The sequence below is a fragment of the Mesorhizobium sp. Cs1299R1N1 genome (assembly GCF_037179655.1).
Taxonomy (GTDB): Bacteria; Pseudomonadota; Alphaproteobacteria; order Rhizobiales; family Rhizobiaceae; genus Mesorhizobium; species Mesorhizobium salmacidum.
This window is the reverse complement of the sequence record NZ_JAPYKR010000007.1, coordinates 233390-248439: the sequence shown is the minus strand read 5'-3', so window position 1 is coordinate 248439 and position 15050 is coordinate 233390. Positions and strand designations below refer to the sequence as shown.

Annotated in this window: 11 protein-coding genes; 5 read left to right on the top strand and 6 right to left on the bottom strand. The window is 63.2% G+C overall.

What is annotated here, in order from left to right:
* Positions 1 to 27 precede the first annotated feature (27 nt).
* Positions 28 to 1737 (top strand): APC family permease, encoded by a 1710-nt coding sequence (locus O7A70_RS17425; RefSeq protein ID WP_337141470.1) that lies wholly within the window; start codon positions 28 to 30, stop codon positions 1735 to 1737.
* Positions 1738 to 1817: 80 nt separating this feature from the next.
* Here O7A70_RS17425 and O7A70_RS17420 read toward each other — a convergent pair whose 3' ends face one another.
* From O7A70_RS17420 to O7A70_RS17405, 4 genes are all read right to left on the bottom strand, one after another.
* The gene (locus tag O7A70_RS17420) at positions 1818 to 4964 is read right to left on the bottom strand and encodes an efflux RND transporter permease subunit (RefSeq protein ID WP_337141469.1); all 3147 of its coding nucleotides are present in this window, start codon (positions 4962 to 4964) and stop codon (positions 1818 to 1820) included.
* A 258-nt stretch (positions 4965 to 5222) separates the two neighbouring features.
* Positions 5223 to 6365 carry an efflux RND transporter periplasmic adaptor subunit gene (locus O7A70_RS17415; RefSeq protein ID WP_027142247.1) on the bottom strand — a complete coding sequence of 381 codons (1143 nt, stop codon included), beginning with the start codon at positions 6363 to 6365 and terminating at the stop codon, positions 5223 to 5225.
* 54 nt (positions 6366 to 6419) lie between these two features.
* A complete protein-coding gene (locus O7A70_RS17410; protein ID WP_337141468.1) occupies positions 6420 to 7025 on the bottom strand; it encodes a TetR family transcriptional regulator in 606 nt (201 codons plus the stop codon).
* A 190-nt stretch (positions 7026 to 7215) separates the two neighbouring features.
* The gene (locus tag O7A70_RS17405) at positions 7216 to 8856 is read right to left on the bottom strand and encodes an acyl-CoA synthetase (RefSeq protein ID WP_337141467.1); all 1641 of its coding nucleotides are present in this window, start codon (positions 8854 to 8856) and stop codon (positions 7216 to 7218) included.
* A 201-nt stretch (positions 8857 to 9057) separates the two neighbouring features.
* Between O7A70_RS17405 and O7A70_RS17400 the strand changes: the two genes are divergently transcribed.
* The 4 genes from O7A70_RS17400 to O7A70_RS17385 all read left to right on the top strand — a co-directional run bounded on the left by O7A70_RS17400 (position 9058) and on the right by O7A70_RS17385 (position 12813).
* On the top strand, positions 9058 to 10023 hold the full coding sequence (locus tag O7A70_RS17400) for a sugar-binding transcriptional regulator (RefSeq protein WP_337141466.1): 966 nt from the start codon (positions 9058 to 9060) through the stop codon (positions 10021 to 10023).
* Between the two features lie 85 nt (positions 10024 to 10108).
* Positions 10109 to 12163 (top strand): bifunctional aldolase/short-chain dehydrogenase, encoded by a 2055-nt coding sequence (locus O7A70_RS17395; RefSeq protein WP_337141465.1) that lies wholly within the window; start codon positions 10109 to 10111, stop codon positions 12161 to 12163.
* Between the two features lie 109 nt (positions 12164 to 12272).
* The gene (locus O7A70_RS17390) at positions 12273 to 12533 is read left to right on the top strand and encodes a ribbon-helix-helix domain-containing protein (RefSeq protein ID WP_337146278.1); all 261 of its coding nucleotides are present in this window, start codon (positions 12273 to 12275) and stop codon (positions 12531 to 12533) included.
* Complete coding sequence (locus tag O7A70_RS17385; RefSeq protein WP_337141462.1) at positions 12526 to 12813, top strand: type II toxin-antitoxin system RelE/ParE family toxin; 288 nt, start codon at positions 12526 to 12528, stop codon at positions 12811 to 12813. The genes O7A70_RS17390 and O7A70_RS17385 overlap by 8 nt, the downstream gene beginning before the upstream one ends.
* Positions 12814 to 12885: 72 nt before the next feature.
* Here O7A70_RS17385 and O7A70_RS17380 read toward each other — a convergent pair whose 3' ends face one another.
* A complete protein-coding gene (locus O7A70_RS17380) occupies positions 12886 to 13938 on the bottom strand; it encodes a substrate-binding domain-containing protein (RefSeq protein ID WP_337141461.1) in 1053 nt (350 codons plus the stop codon).
* Positions 13939 to 13987: 49 nt separating this feature from the next.
* Positions 13988 to 14983 (bottom strand): ABC transporter permease, encoded by a 996-nt coding sequence (locus tag O7A70_RS17375; RefSeq protein ID WP_337141628.1) that lies wholly within the window; start codon positions 14981 to 14983, stop codon positions 13988 to 13990.
* Between the last annotated feature and the right edge of the window lie 67 nt (positions 14984 to 15050).

The window sequence follows — 15050 nt, the reverse complement described above, 5'->3', positions numbered from 1 at the left end:
AACATCGAAAAAGGGGAACTCATCGACATGAGCACGATAAGTACGGTCCTGGACCAGCCTGCCGAAAGCAAGCTGCTCAGACATATCGACTGGCGCGGCGCCTTCTGGGTGGCGAGCGGCGTTCCGGCGCTGGTCCTGTTCTCGATCGGCGGCATTGCCGGCACGACGGGAAAGCTGGCCTTCCTGATCTGGACGGTGTCCATGATCATGGGCTTCCTGCAGTCCTTTACCTATGCCGAGATCGCCGGCCTGTTCCCGAACAAATCCGGCGGCGCCTCGATCTATGGCGCCACCGCCTGGCTGCGCTATTCCAAGTTCATCGCGCCGCTGTCGGTGTGGTGCAACTGGTTCGCCTGGTCGCCGGTGCTGTCGCTCGGCTGCTCGATCGCCGCCGCCTATATCCTCAACGCGCTGGCGCCGGTGCCGCTGTTCACCGAAACTTCGCCCGATGTTGTCGCCTACATCGCCGCGCATGCCGGAACGGTTCCCGCCGATGCCATCACCGCGGTGACGGCCGCCGCGACACCAGCGATCCGTAACTGGACGCTGTGGAGCCATACGCTCGGACCGGTCTCGTTCACGCTCAACGCCACCTTCTTCATTGGCGCGGTGCTGATGCTGATCATCTTCTCGATCCAGCATCGCGGCATCCTGGGCACCGCCAGCGTGCAGAAATATATCGGCCTGCTGGTCATCATCCCGATGCTGATCGTCGGCGTGGTGCCGATCTTCACCGGCCAGATCGACTGGTCGAACTTTTCGCCGCTGGTGCCGCTGGCCGCCGCCTACGCGCCCGAACCGGGCTCCTGGAACATTGCCGGCTGGACATTGGCGCTCGGCGGTATGTTCATTGCCGCGTGGTCGACCTATGGCTTCGAAACGGCCGTCTGCTACACGTCGGAGTTCAAGAACCCCGGCACCGATACGTTCAAGGCCATCTTCTATTCCGGCCTGCTCTGCATGCTCTTGTTCATCCTGGTGCCCTTCACCTTCCAGGGCGTGCTCGGCCTGAACGGCATGCTGGCAACGCCGATCGTCGACGGCTCCGGCGTGGCGGATGCACTGGCCGGCATGGTCGGCGGCGGCAGGCTGATCCACAGCCTCCTGGTGATGCTGATGATCCTGGCGCTGGTGCTGTGCATCATGACGGCGATGGCCGGCTCCTCGCGCACGCTCTACCAGGGCTCGGTCGACGGCTGGCTGCCGCGTTATCTCAGCCACGTCAACGAGCACGGTGCGCCGACGCGGGCCATGTGGACCGACCTCTGCTTCAACCTGATCGTGCTGGCCATCGCCTCGGCCGACGCGACGAGCTTCTTCTTCATCCTCGCCGTGTCGAACTGCGGCTACATCATCTTCAACTTCCTCAACCTCAATGCCGGCTGGATCCACCGCATCGACAACGGCCATATCGCACGGCCATGGAAAGCGCCTAGCTGGCTCTTGGGGATCGGGGCGATCTTCGCCTATGTCAACGCCATCTTCATGGGCGCAGGCGCCAAGGTTTGGAACCCGATGGCTCTGTGGGCCGGCTTGATCACCGCCGCGCTGATCATCCCGGTGTTCTGCTTCCGCCACTACATCCAGGACAAGGGCAAATTCCCCGACCACATGCTGGCCGATCTCGGCATGAGCTCGGCCGATCTAAAGGTCAGGAAGGCGGGCATGCTGCCCTATCTGACGCTGGTCGCCGGCGTGGCGGTCATGCTCATCGCCAATTGGGTATTCGTCATCTGATGGTCTGACCGCCAAGCGGCCCAAGCCACTGTTGCATTAAGGGAAAACCGGCCGGTCGCAAATTCGACCGGCCGGTTTTTTTATTCGGCCGCCAACGCCAGTTGCGGACGTTCAATGCCTTCGATCGCTTCCGGCTCCGGCGCCTGCTCGTCGGTCTTCGCCTTCTTCGGCTCCCGTCCGAAGAAGAGCGCATACCCCGCCGGCAGCACCAGGATGGTCAGCACAGTGGCGACGAGAATGCCGCCCATCATGGCGTAGGCGAGCGGGCCCCAGAACACGGCGCGCGAGATCGGAATCAGGGCCAGCACAGCCGTCATCGCCGTCAGCACGATCGGCCTGAAGCGGCGCACCGCCGAGCCGATGATCGCTTCGGAACGGTCCATGCCCCTGGCGATGTCCTGGTCGATCTGGTCGACCAAGATGATCGAGTTGCGCATGATAATGCCGAGCAGTGCGATGACGCCGAGGATGGCGACGAAGCCGAACGGCGCACCGCTGATCAGCAGAGCGGCGGCAGCACCGATGATACCGAGCGGGCCGGTCGCCAGCACCAGCATCGCCTTGCCGAAGTTCTGCAGCTGGATCATCAGGAGCACGACGATGATGGCCAGCATGATCGGCGCCTTGGCGGCGATGGAAGCCTGGCTTTCGGCCGAATCCTCGGCCCCGCCCTGGATCTCGATCTTGTAGCCGGGCGCCAGGCCGTCACGCAGGCCCTGCATGTCCTTGTACATCTTGGTGACGACGTCGTTGGACTGCACGCCGTCGGGCAATGTGGCGCGCACGCTGATCGTCGGCAGGCGGTCGCGGCGCCACTCTATGCCTTGCTCCAGCACAGGCACCACCTTGGCGACCTGCGACAGCGGCACGAAGCCGCCGAAATCGGTCGGGATATAGACCGAGTCGACCGAGGACAGCAGGCTGCGGCTTGCATCCGGTTCGCGGGCGACGATGGATACCGTCTCCTCGCCGTCGCGGAAATCGTCTAGCGGCGCGCCGGACATCGTGGCCTGCAGCATCTGGCGGATGCGCTGCGAGGTGACGCCGAGCGCACGGGCGCGATCCTGGTCGATGACCAGTTTCATCGCCGGAACGGGCTCCAGCCAGTCGTCATGGACGGCGCCGAGCAGCGGATCCTGCCGGAACTTCGCCTTCACCTGGTCGGCGATGCGACGCACCTCCTGGCGGTCCGGACCCATGACACGCATCTGCACCGGCCAGCCGGTTGGCGGTCCGAGGAACAGGCGGTCGACCTTGGCACGGATCGATGGGAAATCCTGCGCCAGAACCGTACGAAGCTTGACGATCAGCCGCTCGCGCGCCGGCTCGTCATTGGCCATGACAAGCAACTGGGCGAAATTCGGGTTGCGCAGTTGCTGGTCGAGCGGCAGGAAGAAGCGCGGGGCGCCCTCGCCGATATAGGTGGCGATGAAACGCTTGTCCTTGTCGTCCATCATCTTGGCTTCCAGGGCCTTGGCCTGCGTCTCGACCTCCTTGATGCTGGTGCCTTCCGGCAGCCAGAGGTCGACGAGGATTTCCGGCCGCGACGATTGCGGGAAGAAATTCTGCGGGATGAACTGGAACGCCCAAAGGCTGGTGCCGAAAGTCACCAGCGTCATCACCAGGACGATGATGCGATGGCGCACGGCCCAGCCGACCGTGGCACGCAGCCGACGATAGAAGCTCGTGTCGAAGGCGTCGTGATGGCTGCCGGCATGCTTGCGCTGCTTGAGGATCATATGGCCGAGCCACGGCGTGAAATAGACCGCCACGAACCACGACACGATCAGCGCGATGCCGACGACATAGAACAGGGTGCGCACATACTCGCCAGCCGTCGAAGCGGCGAAGCCGACCGGGATGAAGCCGGCGGTGGTGATCAGCGTGCCGGTCAGCATCGGGAAGGCGGTCGAGGAATAGGCGAAGCTTGCCGCCTCGATCTTGACCAGCCCCTCCTCGAGCTTGCGCTCCATCATCTCGACGACGATCATGGCATCGTCGACGAGCAGGCCGAGCGCGATGATCAGCGCGCCCAGGGAAATGCGCTGCAGGTCGATGCCGATCTCGTACATGATGGCGAAGGTGGCGGCGAGCACCAGCGGTATGGCGATGGCGATCACCAGGCCTGAGCGCCAGCCGATCGACAGGAACGAGACGACGAGCACGATCAGCAGCGCTTCGCCGAGCGCATGCATGAATTCGGCTACCGCGTCCGTAACGACGCCCGGCTGGTCGGAAATCTGGTCGACCGAAACGCCATAGGGCAGCGCTTCCTCGAAGTGCTTGTAGGTCGCCTCGACATCCTTGCCGACGTCGGTGACTTTAAAACCCTTGGCCATGACGACGCCAAGCTGCACGCTGTCGTGACCATTGAAGCGGTATTTGCGCTGGAAGGGGTCTTCCAGCCCCGAAGTGACGGTGGCGATGTCGCCAAGCCGGGTGACCTGACCGCCGGCGCGCAGGCGCAGCTCGCGGATGTCGGCGGCCTTGGCGACGTCGCCTTCGACCGAAATGCGCACCGAATTGACGCCGGTGTCGACGGAACCAGCCGGGTCGACGTTGTTCTGGCCCTTGATCGCGTTCTGCACGTCGGTCAGCGTCAGGCCGCGTTCGGCCAGCGCCTTGGACGAGACATCGATGTAGAGCTTTTCCGGCTGGTCGCCGATGATGACCGCCTTTTCGACGCCAGGCGTCGTCAACAGCATATCGCGCGCCTGGATGGCGAACTTCTTCAGCTCGGGATAAGAGAAGCCGTCGCCGCTGATCGAATGCAGCGTGATGAAGGTGTCACCGAATTCGTCGTTGAAATAGGGGCCGAGCAGACCCTGCGGCAGGTCGCCCGATATGTCGCCGACCTTCTTGCGCACCTGATAGAAAGCATCGGTCACTTCGGCGGCGTTGGTGTCGCCCTTGATCTGGACGGTGATGATGGCGCTGCCGGCGCGGGTGAAGGAACGCACGAAGTCGAGATGCGGCGTCTCCTGCAGCTTGCGCTCGATCTTGTTGACGACCTGGTCTTCCATCTCCTGGATCGAGGAGCCCGGCCAGATCGCCTGCACGACCATGACCCGGAAGGTGAAGTCGGGATCCTCCTTCTGGCCCATGCGCATCAGGCCGAGCGCGCCGGCGATGATGATCAGCCCGAACAGGAAGCGGGCGATGGAGGGATGGCCGATTGCCCAACGAGAGAGATTGAAGGGCCGCTTTTCTTCAGTGGAGGTCGTCATCGGTGGTGGTCCACTTTGCTTGGTTGCCGGCGCCCTTGTGCTTCGAGGAAGGTGCTACGAAGAAGCGCGGCGCGCGAAACGAAATCATTTGCGTTCGATACTGGTTTCCGGGCGGCGTCGCTCTTCGAGCGGAGAGACACTCATCGCGGTGGGACGCGAGGGTCGATGCGGGGGTACATCGGCCTTGACGTCTCGACCTTTCGGGCACGCCGCCCGGAAACCTGCGGCCGCGGGAACGCGCGGCCGACCTGTCTGTCGTCAGCGCAACTGGCTGGCGTCCCCGCCCTCGGCCGAGGCGGACTGCTGTGTGATGCCGCCGGCGAGTTTCACCTTCAGGTCCTCGGTCATGAACTGCGTACCGGCGGCGACCACGATATCGCCCGGTTTCAATCCCTCCGCGACACGCACGCCATCGGCGGCGAACTTGGCGACCTTGACCGGACGGGCATGAACCGTGTCGGCGCCGCGATCGACCGTCCAAACGATCGACTGGCTGTCTTTCTCGGCGAGCGCGCTCAGTGGGATAGAAACGAGCTGCTTTTCATTGGCCGCCGACGCCTCTATATTGGCGGTCATGCCGAGCAGCACGCGCGGGTCGTTGGGAAGGCTGACGCGGACGGCAAAGGTGCGCGACTGCGGATCGGCGCTGCCGGCGACCTCGCGAACCTTGCCGTCGAGCGCCAGAGCGGCATCGGACCAGAAGCCCGCCTTGACGTCCTTGCCCGGCTTGAACTGCGCGATCTCCATTTCCGGAACCGCGATCAGCACTTCCTTTTCGCCATCGACCGCGACGGTGACCACCGGCGTGCCCGACCCGACCACCTGGCCGACATCGGCGTTGACCGCCGTGACGATGCCGTCCCTGTCGGCCTTGAGGTCGGTATAGCCGACCTGGTTCCTGGCCTGGGCAAGCGTCGAGCGGGCAGAGTCGCGCGTGGCGACGGCCTGGTCATAGGTCAGCGTTGCCTGTTCGAGCTGCGATTTCGGCGCGAAGTTCTTGGCGAAAAGCTGCTCGGCGCGCTTGCGGGCGAGTTCGACGGTCTCGACCTGCCGTTCGGAGGCATCCAGCGCGGCCTGCGCGCTCTTGACCGACAGGTCATAGTCGGAGGGATCGATACGGGCCAGCACATCGCCAGGCGCCACGCGCTGGCCGATGTCGACGAGACGCTCGGTGATCTTGCCATTGACCCGGAAACCCAGTGTGCTCTCGGTGCGAGCGCGCACCGATCCGGAATAGGACAGCGTGCGCGTGTCATGGGCCTGGGCGATCTCGACGACCTTGACCGGGCGAATGATGTCCTTCACCTCCGCTTTTTCCTGCGAGCAGCCGGCGAGCCCAAGCGATGCGACGATCAGGCCGGCAGCTGGCAGCTTGCGAAGGATGGAACTGGGCAAAAACATATTGATACTCCCGACTGGAGACGGACTGTCGACACCGGCACCGGCTGGCGGCGGCTATTTCAAGGCTCTGATTGCGTAATCGATGAGGTCGTCGGGCATCGCCCGATTGGTCTTGGCGAGGCACTGCGCCACCATCTGCGGATGGCACAGGATGACGGTGGCGGCACCGAAACAGCGCGACGCGGTCACCGGGTCCTGTTTCCTGAACTCGCCGGCCTCGATGCCCTCGCGGATCACCTCGGCGAAGAGATCGTGGATGCTGTCGACATGCTTGTCGATGACGCCCCAGTCGCGCTCGAGGGCAACGATGACCATCTCGTGGACCTTCTGGTCGTCGAGCATGACCTCCATCGTCATCTTGTACTGCGCATGCACGTAACGCCGCAACCGCTCCTCGGCGCTGACCGGCAGGTGCATGATCTCGTAGGCCATCTTGTAGCTGGCGCCGAGCATCCGGCCACAGACGGCCTGGTGGATTTCGACTTTGGAGGCAAAGAAACGGTAGATATTGGCCGGCGACATGCCGAGTTCGCGGGCAATGTCGGCGACATTGGTCTTGCCGTAGCCATAGTGGCGGAACAGGCGCTCGGCGCAATCGAGAATGCGCGTCACATTTTCCTGTCGGGCGACGTCGGCGACGATGTTGGCGGCTTCGGACATAGCTCTCTGTCAAATAACGAGTGACGAATTTCGATTTTCATCACTCGTAAATCGAAAAGAGCACTGTGTCAACGCGGATTCGATGTACGCGTACGATAGGTGACAGATGGTGACATCCCATAGACGTCACAAGGTGCCCCCAGGATGCGGGCGACTGAAAATAATTCTCTCGAAAATGCGCGGGACGGCTTCAGGCGACCTTGGCCATTTCCCGCAGCCGGAATTTCTGGATCTTGCCGGTCGAGGTCTTCGGTATCTCGGCGAAGATCACCGCTTTCGGCACCTTGAAGCGGGCGAGCAGCGTCCGGCAGTGCTCGATGATCTCCGCCTCGCTCGCCACCTTGCCCGGCTTCAACTCGACATAGGCAACAGGCACCTCGCCCCATTTGTCGTCATGGCGCGCCACGACGCCGCAGGAGGCGACGGCGGGATGCTTGTAGAGCGCGTCCTCGACCTCGATCGAGGAAATGTTCTCGCCACCGGAGATGATGATGTCCTTGGAGCGGTCCTTGAGCTGGATGTAGCCGTCGGGGTGCATGACGCCGAGATCACCGGAGTGGAACCAGCCGCCGGCGAAAGCCTCGTCGGTCGCCTTGCGGTTCTTCAGATAGCCCTTCATGACGATGTTGCCCCGGAACATGACCTCGCCGATGGTCTCGCCGTCGGCGGGGGTCTCGGCCATGGTCTCGGGGTCCATCACCGTCAGGCCTTCGAGCGCGGCGTAGCGCACGCCCTGCCGTGCCTTCTTGCCCGCCCTCGCCCCTTTGTCGAGCGCGTCCCAGCCATTATGCCATTCGTTGACGACAGCCGGACCATAGGTTTCGGTCAATCCGTAGAGGTGGGTGACGGCAAAGCCGGCATCGGCCATCCCCGACAGCACGGCTTCGGGCGGCGGCGCGGCCGCCGTGTTGAAGGTGACGGTTTGCGCAAACGCGCGCTTGTCCTCCTCCCTGGTGTTGATCAGCACCGACATGACGACCGGCGCCCCGCACAGATGCGTGACGCTGTGGTCGGCGATGGCGTCATAGATCGGCTTCGGCCGCACCCAGCGCAGGCAGACATGCGTGCCGGCCTGGACCGCGAGCGTCCAGGGAAAACACCAGCCGTTGCAATGGAACATCGGCAGTGTCCAGAGATAGACCGCATGCTTGGCCATGCCGGCATGGATGGTGTTGGTGTAGGCCATCAGCGCCGCACCCCGGTGGTGATAGACGACGCCCTTGGGATTGCCTGTCGTGCCCGACGTGTAGTTGAGCGAGATGGCGTCCCATTCGTCGTCGGGCATCGACCAGGCGAACTCCTCGTCGCCATTGGCGACAAAGGCCTCATAGTCCACCGTGCCGACCCGCTCGCCTTTCGGATAGGGCGCGTCAGCGGCGTAATCGGGATCGTCGTAATCGATGACCAGCGGCTTGACCTTGGCCAGATCGAGCGCTTCTCGCACGACTCCGGAGAACTCGCGATCGACGATCAGCACCTTGGTTTCGGCATGATCGAGCTGGAAGGCGATGACCGCGGCGTCGAGGCGCGTGTTGAGCGAGTGCAGCACCGCCTTGGTCATCGGCACGCCGAAATGCGCCTCCAGCATCGGCGGCGTGTTCGACAGCATGACGGTCACCGTATCGCCCTTGCCGATGCCGTGCTGGTGCAGCGCCGAAGCGAGCTTCAGCGAGCGGCGCCAGAAATCGCGGTAGCTGATGCGCTGGCCGCCATGGATGATGGCGATGTGGTCGGGATAAGTCTTTGCAGCGCGCTCCAGATAGGTGAGCGGCGTCAGCGGCTGGTGGTTGGCGGCGTTCCTGTCGAGATCCTGTTCGTAGGGATTGGCCATCCCGTTCTCCCCAAAGTCTTTTCGAACTTTCTAACCTTAGGCTCGTCGTCACGCTATCCCCCAGAAGGGCTGAGAATGCTATACTGCGCCGACTTGCTGGAACGGTGATCTCGATTGAGCCGCGCCGGCAGAAGATCCCTCTTGCTCATCCAAATTTGACTTTTGTCGAGAGCCGTGACTAATGTCAGCCGAGGAGGCGGCATGGCGATCCGACCGGCAGAACAGCTCATCCACAAGGCGGCCTGGCTTTACTATGCCCATGGGCTTCGCCAGGACGAAGTGGCCAATCAGCTCAACATTTCGCGCGCTTCCGTCGCCATGTATCTGCGCAAGGCGCGCGAGACAGGCATCGTCAACATCTCGACCTCGACGCAGCTCTTCACCGACGACATCATGGCGCGCAGGCTGGAAGATGCCCTGAAGCTCGACGCCGTCTGGATCGCGCCGGAAAACGCCTACCTCGCCGATCCCTCGATCGATATCGCGGTGCTGGCGGCAAGCGTCTTCCTGGAACTCGTCAGGAAGGGCGACCGCATCGGCGTCGCCTGGGGCCGCACCGTCTACACCATCGCCGACATCATGTCCTATGCCGACCTGCAGGACGTCACCGTGGTGCAGCTCTGCGGCAATCTTGGCGCGCCCTATTCCTACCGGCCCGACCAGTGCACCATGGAAATCGCGCGGCGGCTCAATGCCAAGGGCCTCAATTTCTACGCACCTCTGGTGCTGTCGACCGAGGAACTGGCGCAAGGCCTGCGCGCCGAGCCGGTGATCCGTGACCAGCTTGCCGGGATCAGCGACTGCGATCTTGCGCTCTATTCCATCGGCGCGGTCGATGCCGACAGCCACCTGGTGAAGTGTGGTGCGCTGACGGCAGCCGAGATGGCGGCACTGCGCAAGGAAGGTGCCGCCGGTGTCATTGCCGGGCAGATCATCGATGCCGGTGGCGAGTTGCTCGACTGCAGCTACAACCGGCGGGTCATCTCAGCGGGGCTTGCTTCACTGCGCGTCATCGGGAAGCGGCTGATGGTCGTGCAGGAAGACAGCAAGTTCGAGCCGCTGCTCGCGGCAATCGCCGGCGGCCTCTGCACGCATCTGGTGGTCGGCGCGCATATGGCGCAGCGGCTGCTCGATCATGCCGGAGCGTCAGCAGAAAAGGCATCCTGAAACCAACCCTTTGCCGACGCATTGTCATCAAGGCGTCGCGGCATTCCTGTTTCACCATCAAAAACAGCAACTGGACGAAGCGAACATGAAGAACCTGTGGAACGACGACGCGGCCGAAAAACTCGTTGCCGACTATGCGAAGAAGGGCGTCGGCCGCGACCTGGCCTTGCGTGTCTACACGACGCGGCTTCTGGGCGGCGTGCCACAGCTGGTCCTGCATGGCGGCGGCAACACCTCCTGCAAGATCAAGGCGACCGACCTCGTCGGCGACGAGTGGGACGTGCTGTGCGTCAAGGGCAGCGGCTGGGACATGGCCGTCATCGAGCCGCAGGGCCTACCCGCCGTCAAGATGGGCGCCCTGCTCAAGGCGCGCAAGCTGGACAGGCTTTCCGACGAGGACATGGTCGCCCTGCAGCGGGCAAACCTGATCGACCCCGCCTCGCCCAACCCATCGGTCGAGACCCTGCTGCATGCCTTCCTGCCGCACAAATTCGTCGACCACACCCATTCGACCGCCATCCTGGCCATTGTCGATCAGGAAGACAGCAAACCGCTGGTGGCAAAGGTGTTCGGAGCAAAGATGGGCTACGTGCCCTACATCATGCCAGGCTTCGACCTCGCCAAGGCGGCGGCCGACGTCTTCGACGCCGACCCTGCGGTAGAAGGCCTGATCCTCGACAAGCACGGCATCTTCACTTTCGGCGACGACGCCAGGCAGGCCTATGACCGGATGATCCACTATGTGAACGTCGCCGAGGACTATGTGGCCAAGCACGCCAAGCCCAAGGCTGCGAAGGCGGCATTGCCGGCAAGGCTCGCGTCACCGGCGGCGATCGCGCCCATGCTGCGCGGCGCTGTCGCGGCGCCACGCGGCGAAGGCCGCTTCGACCGCATGATTAGCGATTTCCGTTCCTCGGACGCGATCGTCGATTTCATCAATTCGGCAGAGATCGCCGACTATGCACAACGTGGCGTGTCGACGCCGGATCTGTCGATCCGCATCAAGACCGGACCGATGGCGGTGCCGGCGCCCGACGCCGACAAGGTCGGTGACTACAAGGCGGTGATCAAGAGTCATGTCGATGCCTTCGCCAAGGATTATCGTGCCTATTTCGAGACCAATGACGCGCTCGACGACGTCAAGCGCACCATGCTCGATCCCATGCCGCGGCTGACGCTGGTGCCGGGGCTCGGCATGTTCGGCCATGGCCGCACATTGAAGGACGCCAGGATCGCATCGGACGTCGGCGAGATGTGGATCGAGGCGGTGCGCGGTGCCGAGGCGGTCGGCCGTTTCCACCCATTGTCCAAGGCCGACCTGTTCCCGCTCGAATACTGGTCGCTGGAACAGGCCAAGCTTGCCTCTAACAAGCCGAAGCCGCTGACTGGACAAGTGGTGCTGATCACCGGCGGCGCCGGTGCGATCGGCGCGGCGACCGCAAAACTGTTCGCCGACAATGGCGCCCATGCTGTCGTCGTCGATCTCGACGCCGAAAAGGCCGCTGATGCCGCCAGGAAAGCCGGCAACAATTCGATCGGCGTTGGCGCCGACATCACCGACCCGGCTCAGATGCGCGCCGCATTCGACAAGGCTGTTGCCGTCTTCGGCGGCGTCGACATATTGGTGTCCAATGCGGGTGCTGCGTGGGAAGGCCGCATCGGCGAGCTTGACGATGCGCTGCTGCGCAAGAGCTTCGAGCTCAATTTCTTCGCCCATCAGTCGGCGGCGCAGAACGCCGTGCGCATCATGCTCGAACAGGGCACCGGCGGCGCTCTCCTGTTCAACACCTCCAAGCAGGCGGTCAACCCCGGCCCGAAGTTCGGCGCCTACGGCGTGCCGAAAGCGGCGACGCTGTTCCTGTCCAGGCAATACGCGCTCGACTACGGCGCCCATGGCATCCGTTCGAATGCCGTCAACGCCGACCGCATCCGCTCGGGTCTTTTGACGGACGCGATGATCGCCAGCCGCTCGGGCGCGCGCGGCGTGTCGGAGAAGGACTACATGTCCGGCAATCTGCTCGGCCAGGAAGTGACGGCGCAGGATGTGGCGCAGGCCTTCCTGCATCACGCCCTGGCCGACCGGACGACCGCCGATGTGACGACGGTCGACGGCGGCAACATAGCCGCGGCGCTGCGGTAGGCAATCTCTGCCATCGTTTAGAGCCAGGCAGAGATCGAGACGAAAGTCCTAACAAATATTGTTAGTTCTTGCGGGGTCCGCTATAATAGTCGGCATGAAAGCCGAACCGATGCGCACCCTCACCATCTCGCTCACCGCGCAGCAGATTGCTCGCCTGCAAAGTGCGGTCGAAGGCGGGGCATACGCCTCCAATAGCGAGATTGTCCGCGACGCCTTGCGCCTGTGGGAGCAGCGCGAGGAATTGCGTGCGCTGGAGCTTGAGCACTTGAAACGCGCCTATGCCGATGGCATGGCCAGCGGCAAGCCAGTGGAAGTCGAACCCGCCGAGTTCATTCGAGGCCTGAAGGCAGAACGCCGCGCCCGTGGCTAAATATCGGTTCACACCGCGCGCCTCGCAGGATTTGCGAGATGTCTGGCACACCATCGCAATCGACAACGAAAAGGCAGCGGACAAGCTGCTGATGCGCATCTTCGACAAGCTGGATCTGGCGGCTCAGCACCCCAGGATAGGAGCAGCCCGCCCGGAATTGAGTGCAACAGCCCGAGTGCTGATCGAAGGCCGCTACATCGTCATCTACGAACCACAGTCGGACGGTGTCCTAGTCGTGGCGATTGTCCACGGGATGCGCGATCCAGAACACTGGCTGTAGACCGAAAGAAGCGAACATCCATATGGAAAGGGCGGCTCGTGGCCGCCCTTTCGCTTCTTATCGGACCGGCGCCTACTTCGCGTTGGGGTTCGGCATCCAGGCAGGCATGGCGACATCGGCGTGGGCGAACTGCGGCAGCTTGGCCGACAGGTCTTCCATGTTCTTGATGTCCTTGTCGATCAGCTCCTTCTGGGTGATCAGCGTCGGCGGCACGATGACGTTGTGGCCGGGGTCTTCGCCGGCGAGCAACTGCGCCAGGGCGCGCACCGAGACCTGGCCGACGACGGCCGGGTTGGTCGCCGCGGTCGCCGCCCAAGCACTGTCGGGCTCGCGCATCGCCGCGATGTCGGACGTCGAAATGTCGGCCGAATAGATCTTGATCTTCTTGTTCAGGCTCGCTTCGTCGACGGCGATCTTCACGCCCTTGGCGAATTCGTCATAAGGGGCGAACATCACGTTGATGTCGGGGTGCGCCGACAGCACCGAGCGCGCCTGGTTGGCGACGGAGTTGGCGATCGGATTGTCGAGCGTGCCGAACATGGCGGCTTCCTTGATGCCGGCATATTTCTTCTTCACGTCGACCCAGGTTTCGTTGCGGCGGTCGAGCGGCGCGATGCCGGCGACATAGACATAGCCGGCGTTCCAGCTTTCGCCATTGTCCTTGACTGCCTGTTCGAGCGCCAGCCGCGCCAGGTCCTTGTCCGACTGTTCGATCTGCGGGACCTTGGGGTTTTCGACATTGACGTCGAAGGCCACCACCTTGATGCCGGCGTCGACGGCACGCTGGGCGGCGTCCTTCATCGATTCCGTCAGGCCGTGCTGGATGATGATGCCCTGCACTCCGAGCGCGATCGCCTGATCGACCATGTCGGCCTGAAGGGCGGCGTCCTGGCGGCTGTCGAGCACGCGCAGGTCGATGCCGAGCGCCTTCGACTGCGCCTCGACGCCCGACAGATAGGCCTGGAAGAAGTCGCCGGTCGAGAGATAGCGGACCAGCGCGATCTTGACACCGGGCTTGTCGAACGGCGCCGGCTTGTCCGCGGCCAATGCCGGGACCTGCATCAGCATGGTTGCGCCGGCGAGCCCGAGCGCCACTTTCCCCAGAAGTCTTCTTGTGATGTTCACCTTGTTTTCCTCCACTTTTGTTGAACCCAAAATCCTATCCGGCCAAATGCTAGTTCCTGCCCCTACCCGAAAGGGCAAAGGTGAAGACAAGGGCGACGACCAGAACCACGCCCTTGACGAAATCCTGCGTGTAGTAGGGCGCGTTCATCATCGTCAGGCCCTGCAGCAAGATGCCGACGAACAGCGCGCCGATGGCGGTGCCGAAGGCGTTCGGCTTGGCGGCGCCGAGCACCGCGTAGCCGATCAGCGCAGCGGCAACCGCATCGAGCAGCAGATTATTACCCGAGGCGATGTCGCCGCGTCCAAGCCGGGCAGCGAGCAAAATGCCGCCGATCGAGGCAAAAACTCCTGAAATAACGTAGGCCCAGATCTTGTATGCCTTGACAGGCGCGCCGGCGAGTTCGGCGGCGCGCTCATTGCTGCCGACCGCGTACATCATGCGGCCGAAGCGGGTGTATTCGAGGAAGAACCAGATCAGCACGGCCAGCACCAGAAGCACGACCACCGAGACCGGAATGAGGTTCGGGATGAAGAAGTCGAAGCGGTGGCGGCCAAGCGCCAGGAAGGCATCGGAGAACTTGCCGTTGGCGACCGAGCCATCGGGCATTGTCATGCCGGTGGCGATCGAGCGGCCTTCTGTCGGGATGCGCTGCAGGCCGACCAGCAGGAACATCATGCCGAGTGTCGCCAGCAGGTCTGGCACGCGCATATAGACGATCAGCCAGCCATTGATCAGGCCGACAATGGCGCCGATCAACAGGCAGACGATGACCGCCACGAACGCGTTCTGCTCCAGCACCACCATGACATAGGCCGCCGCCATCATGGCCGAGGTCGCGACCGAACCGATCGACAGGTCGAAGCCGCCGACTACCAGGGTGGCGGTAACACCGAGCGCCAGCACGCCGGTGATGGCGACCGACTGGAAGATGAAGACGGCACTTTGCGGCGAGACGAACCCGTCGGCGGCGATCGCGAAATAGGCGACCAATCCGAACAACAGCACGATGAACCCATAGCGGATGGCGTAGTCGCGCAGCGTCATTCCGCGCACCCCGGCGCCGCTGCCGTTTTTACCCAACTCCAACCCATGGTCTCTCCATTCCAATTCC

Excerpts from the sequence above, each read along its gene's own strand:
- O7A70_RS17405 (WP_337141467.1), bottom strand. The coding sequence starts at position 8,856 with ATGGCCAATCCCTACGAACAGGATCTCGACAGGAACGCCGCCAACCAC.
- O7A70_RS17410 (WP_337141468.1), bottom strand. The coding sequence starts at position 7,025 with ATGTCCGAAGCCGCCAACATCGTCGCCGACGTCGCCCGACAGGAAAAT.
- O7A70_RS17415 (WP_027142247.1), bottom strand. The coding sequence starts at position 6,365 with ATGTTTTTGCCCAGTTCCATCCTTCGCAAGCTGCCAGCTGCCGGCCTG.
- O7A70_RS17425 (WP_337141470.1), top strand. The coding sequence starts at position 28 with ATGAGCACGATAAGTACGGTCCTGGACCAGCCTGCCGAAAGCAAGCTG.
- O7A70_RS17390 (WP_337146278.1), top strand. The coding sequence starts at position 12,273 with ATGCGCACCCTCACCATCTCGCTCACCGCGCAGCAGATTGCTCGCCTG.
- O7A70_RS17420 (WP_337141469.1), bottom strand. The coding sequence starts at position 4,964 with ATGACGACCTCCACTGAAGAAAAGCGGCCCTTCAATCTCTCTCGTTGG.
- O7A70_RS17395 (WP_337141465.1), top strand. The coding sequence starts at position 10,109 with ATGAAGAACCTGTGGAACGACGACGCGGCCGAAAAACTCGTTGCCGAC.
- O7A70_RS17400 (WP_337141466.1), top strand. The coding sequence starts at position 9,058 with ATGGCGATCCGACCGGCAGAACAGCTCATCCACAAGGCGGCCTGGCTT.
- O7A70_RS17375 (WP_337141628.1), bottom strand. The coding sequence starts at position 14,983 with ATGACGCTGCGCGACTACGCCATCCGCTATGGGTTCATCGTGCTGTTG.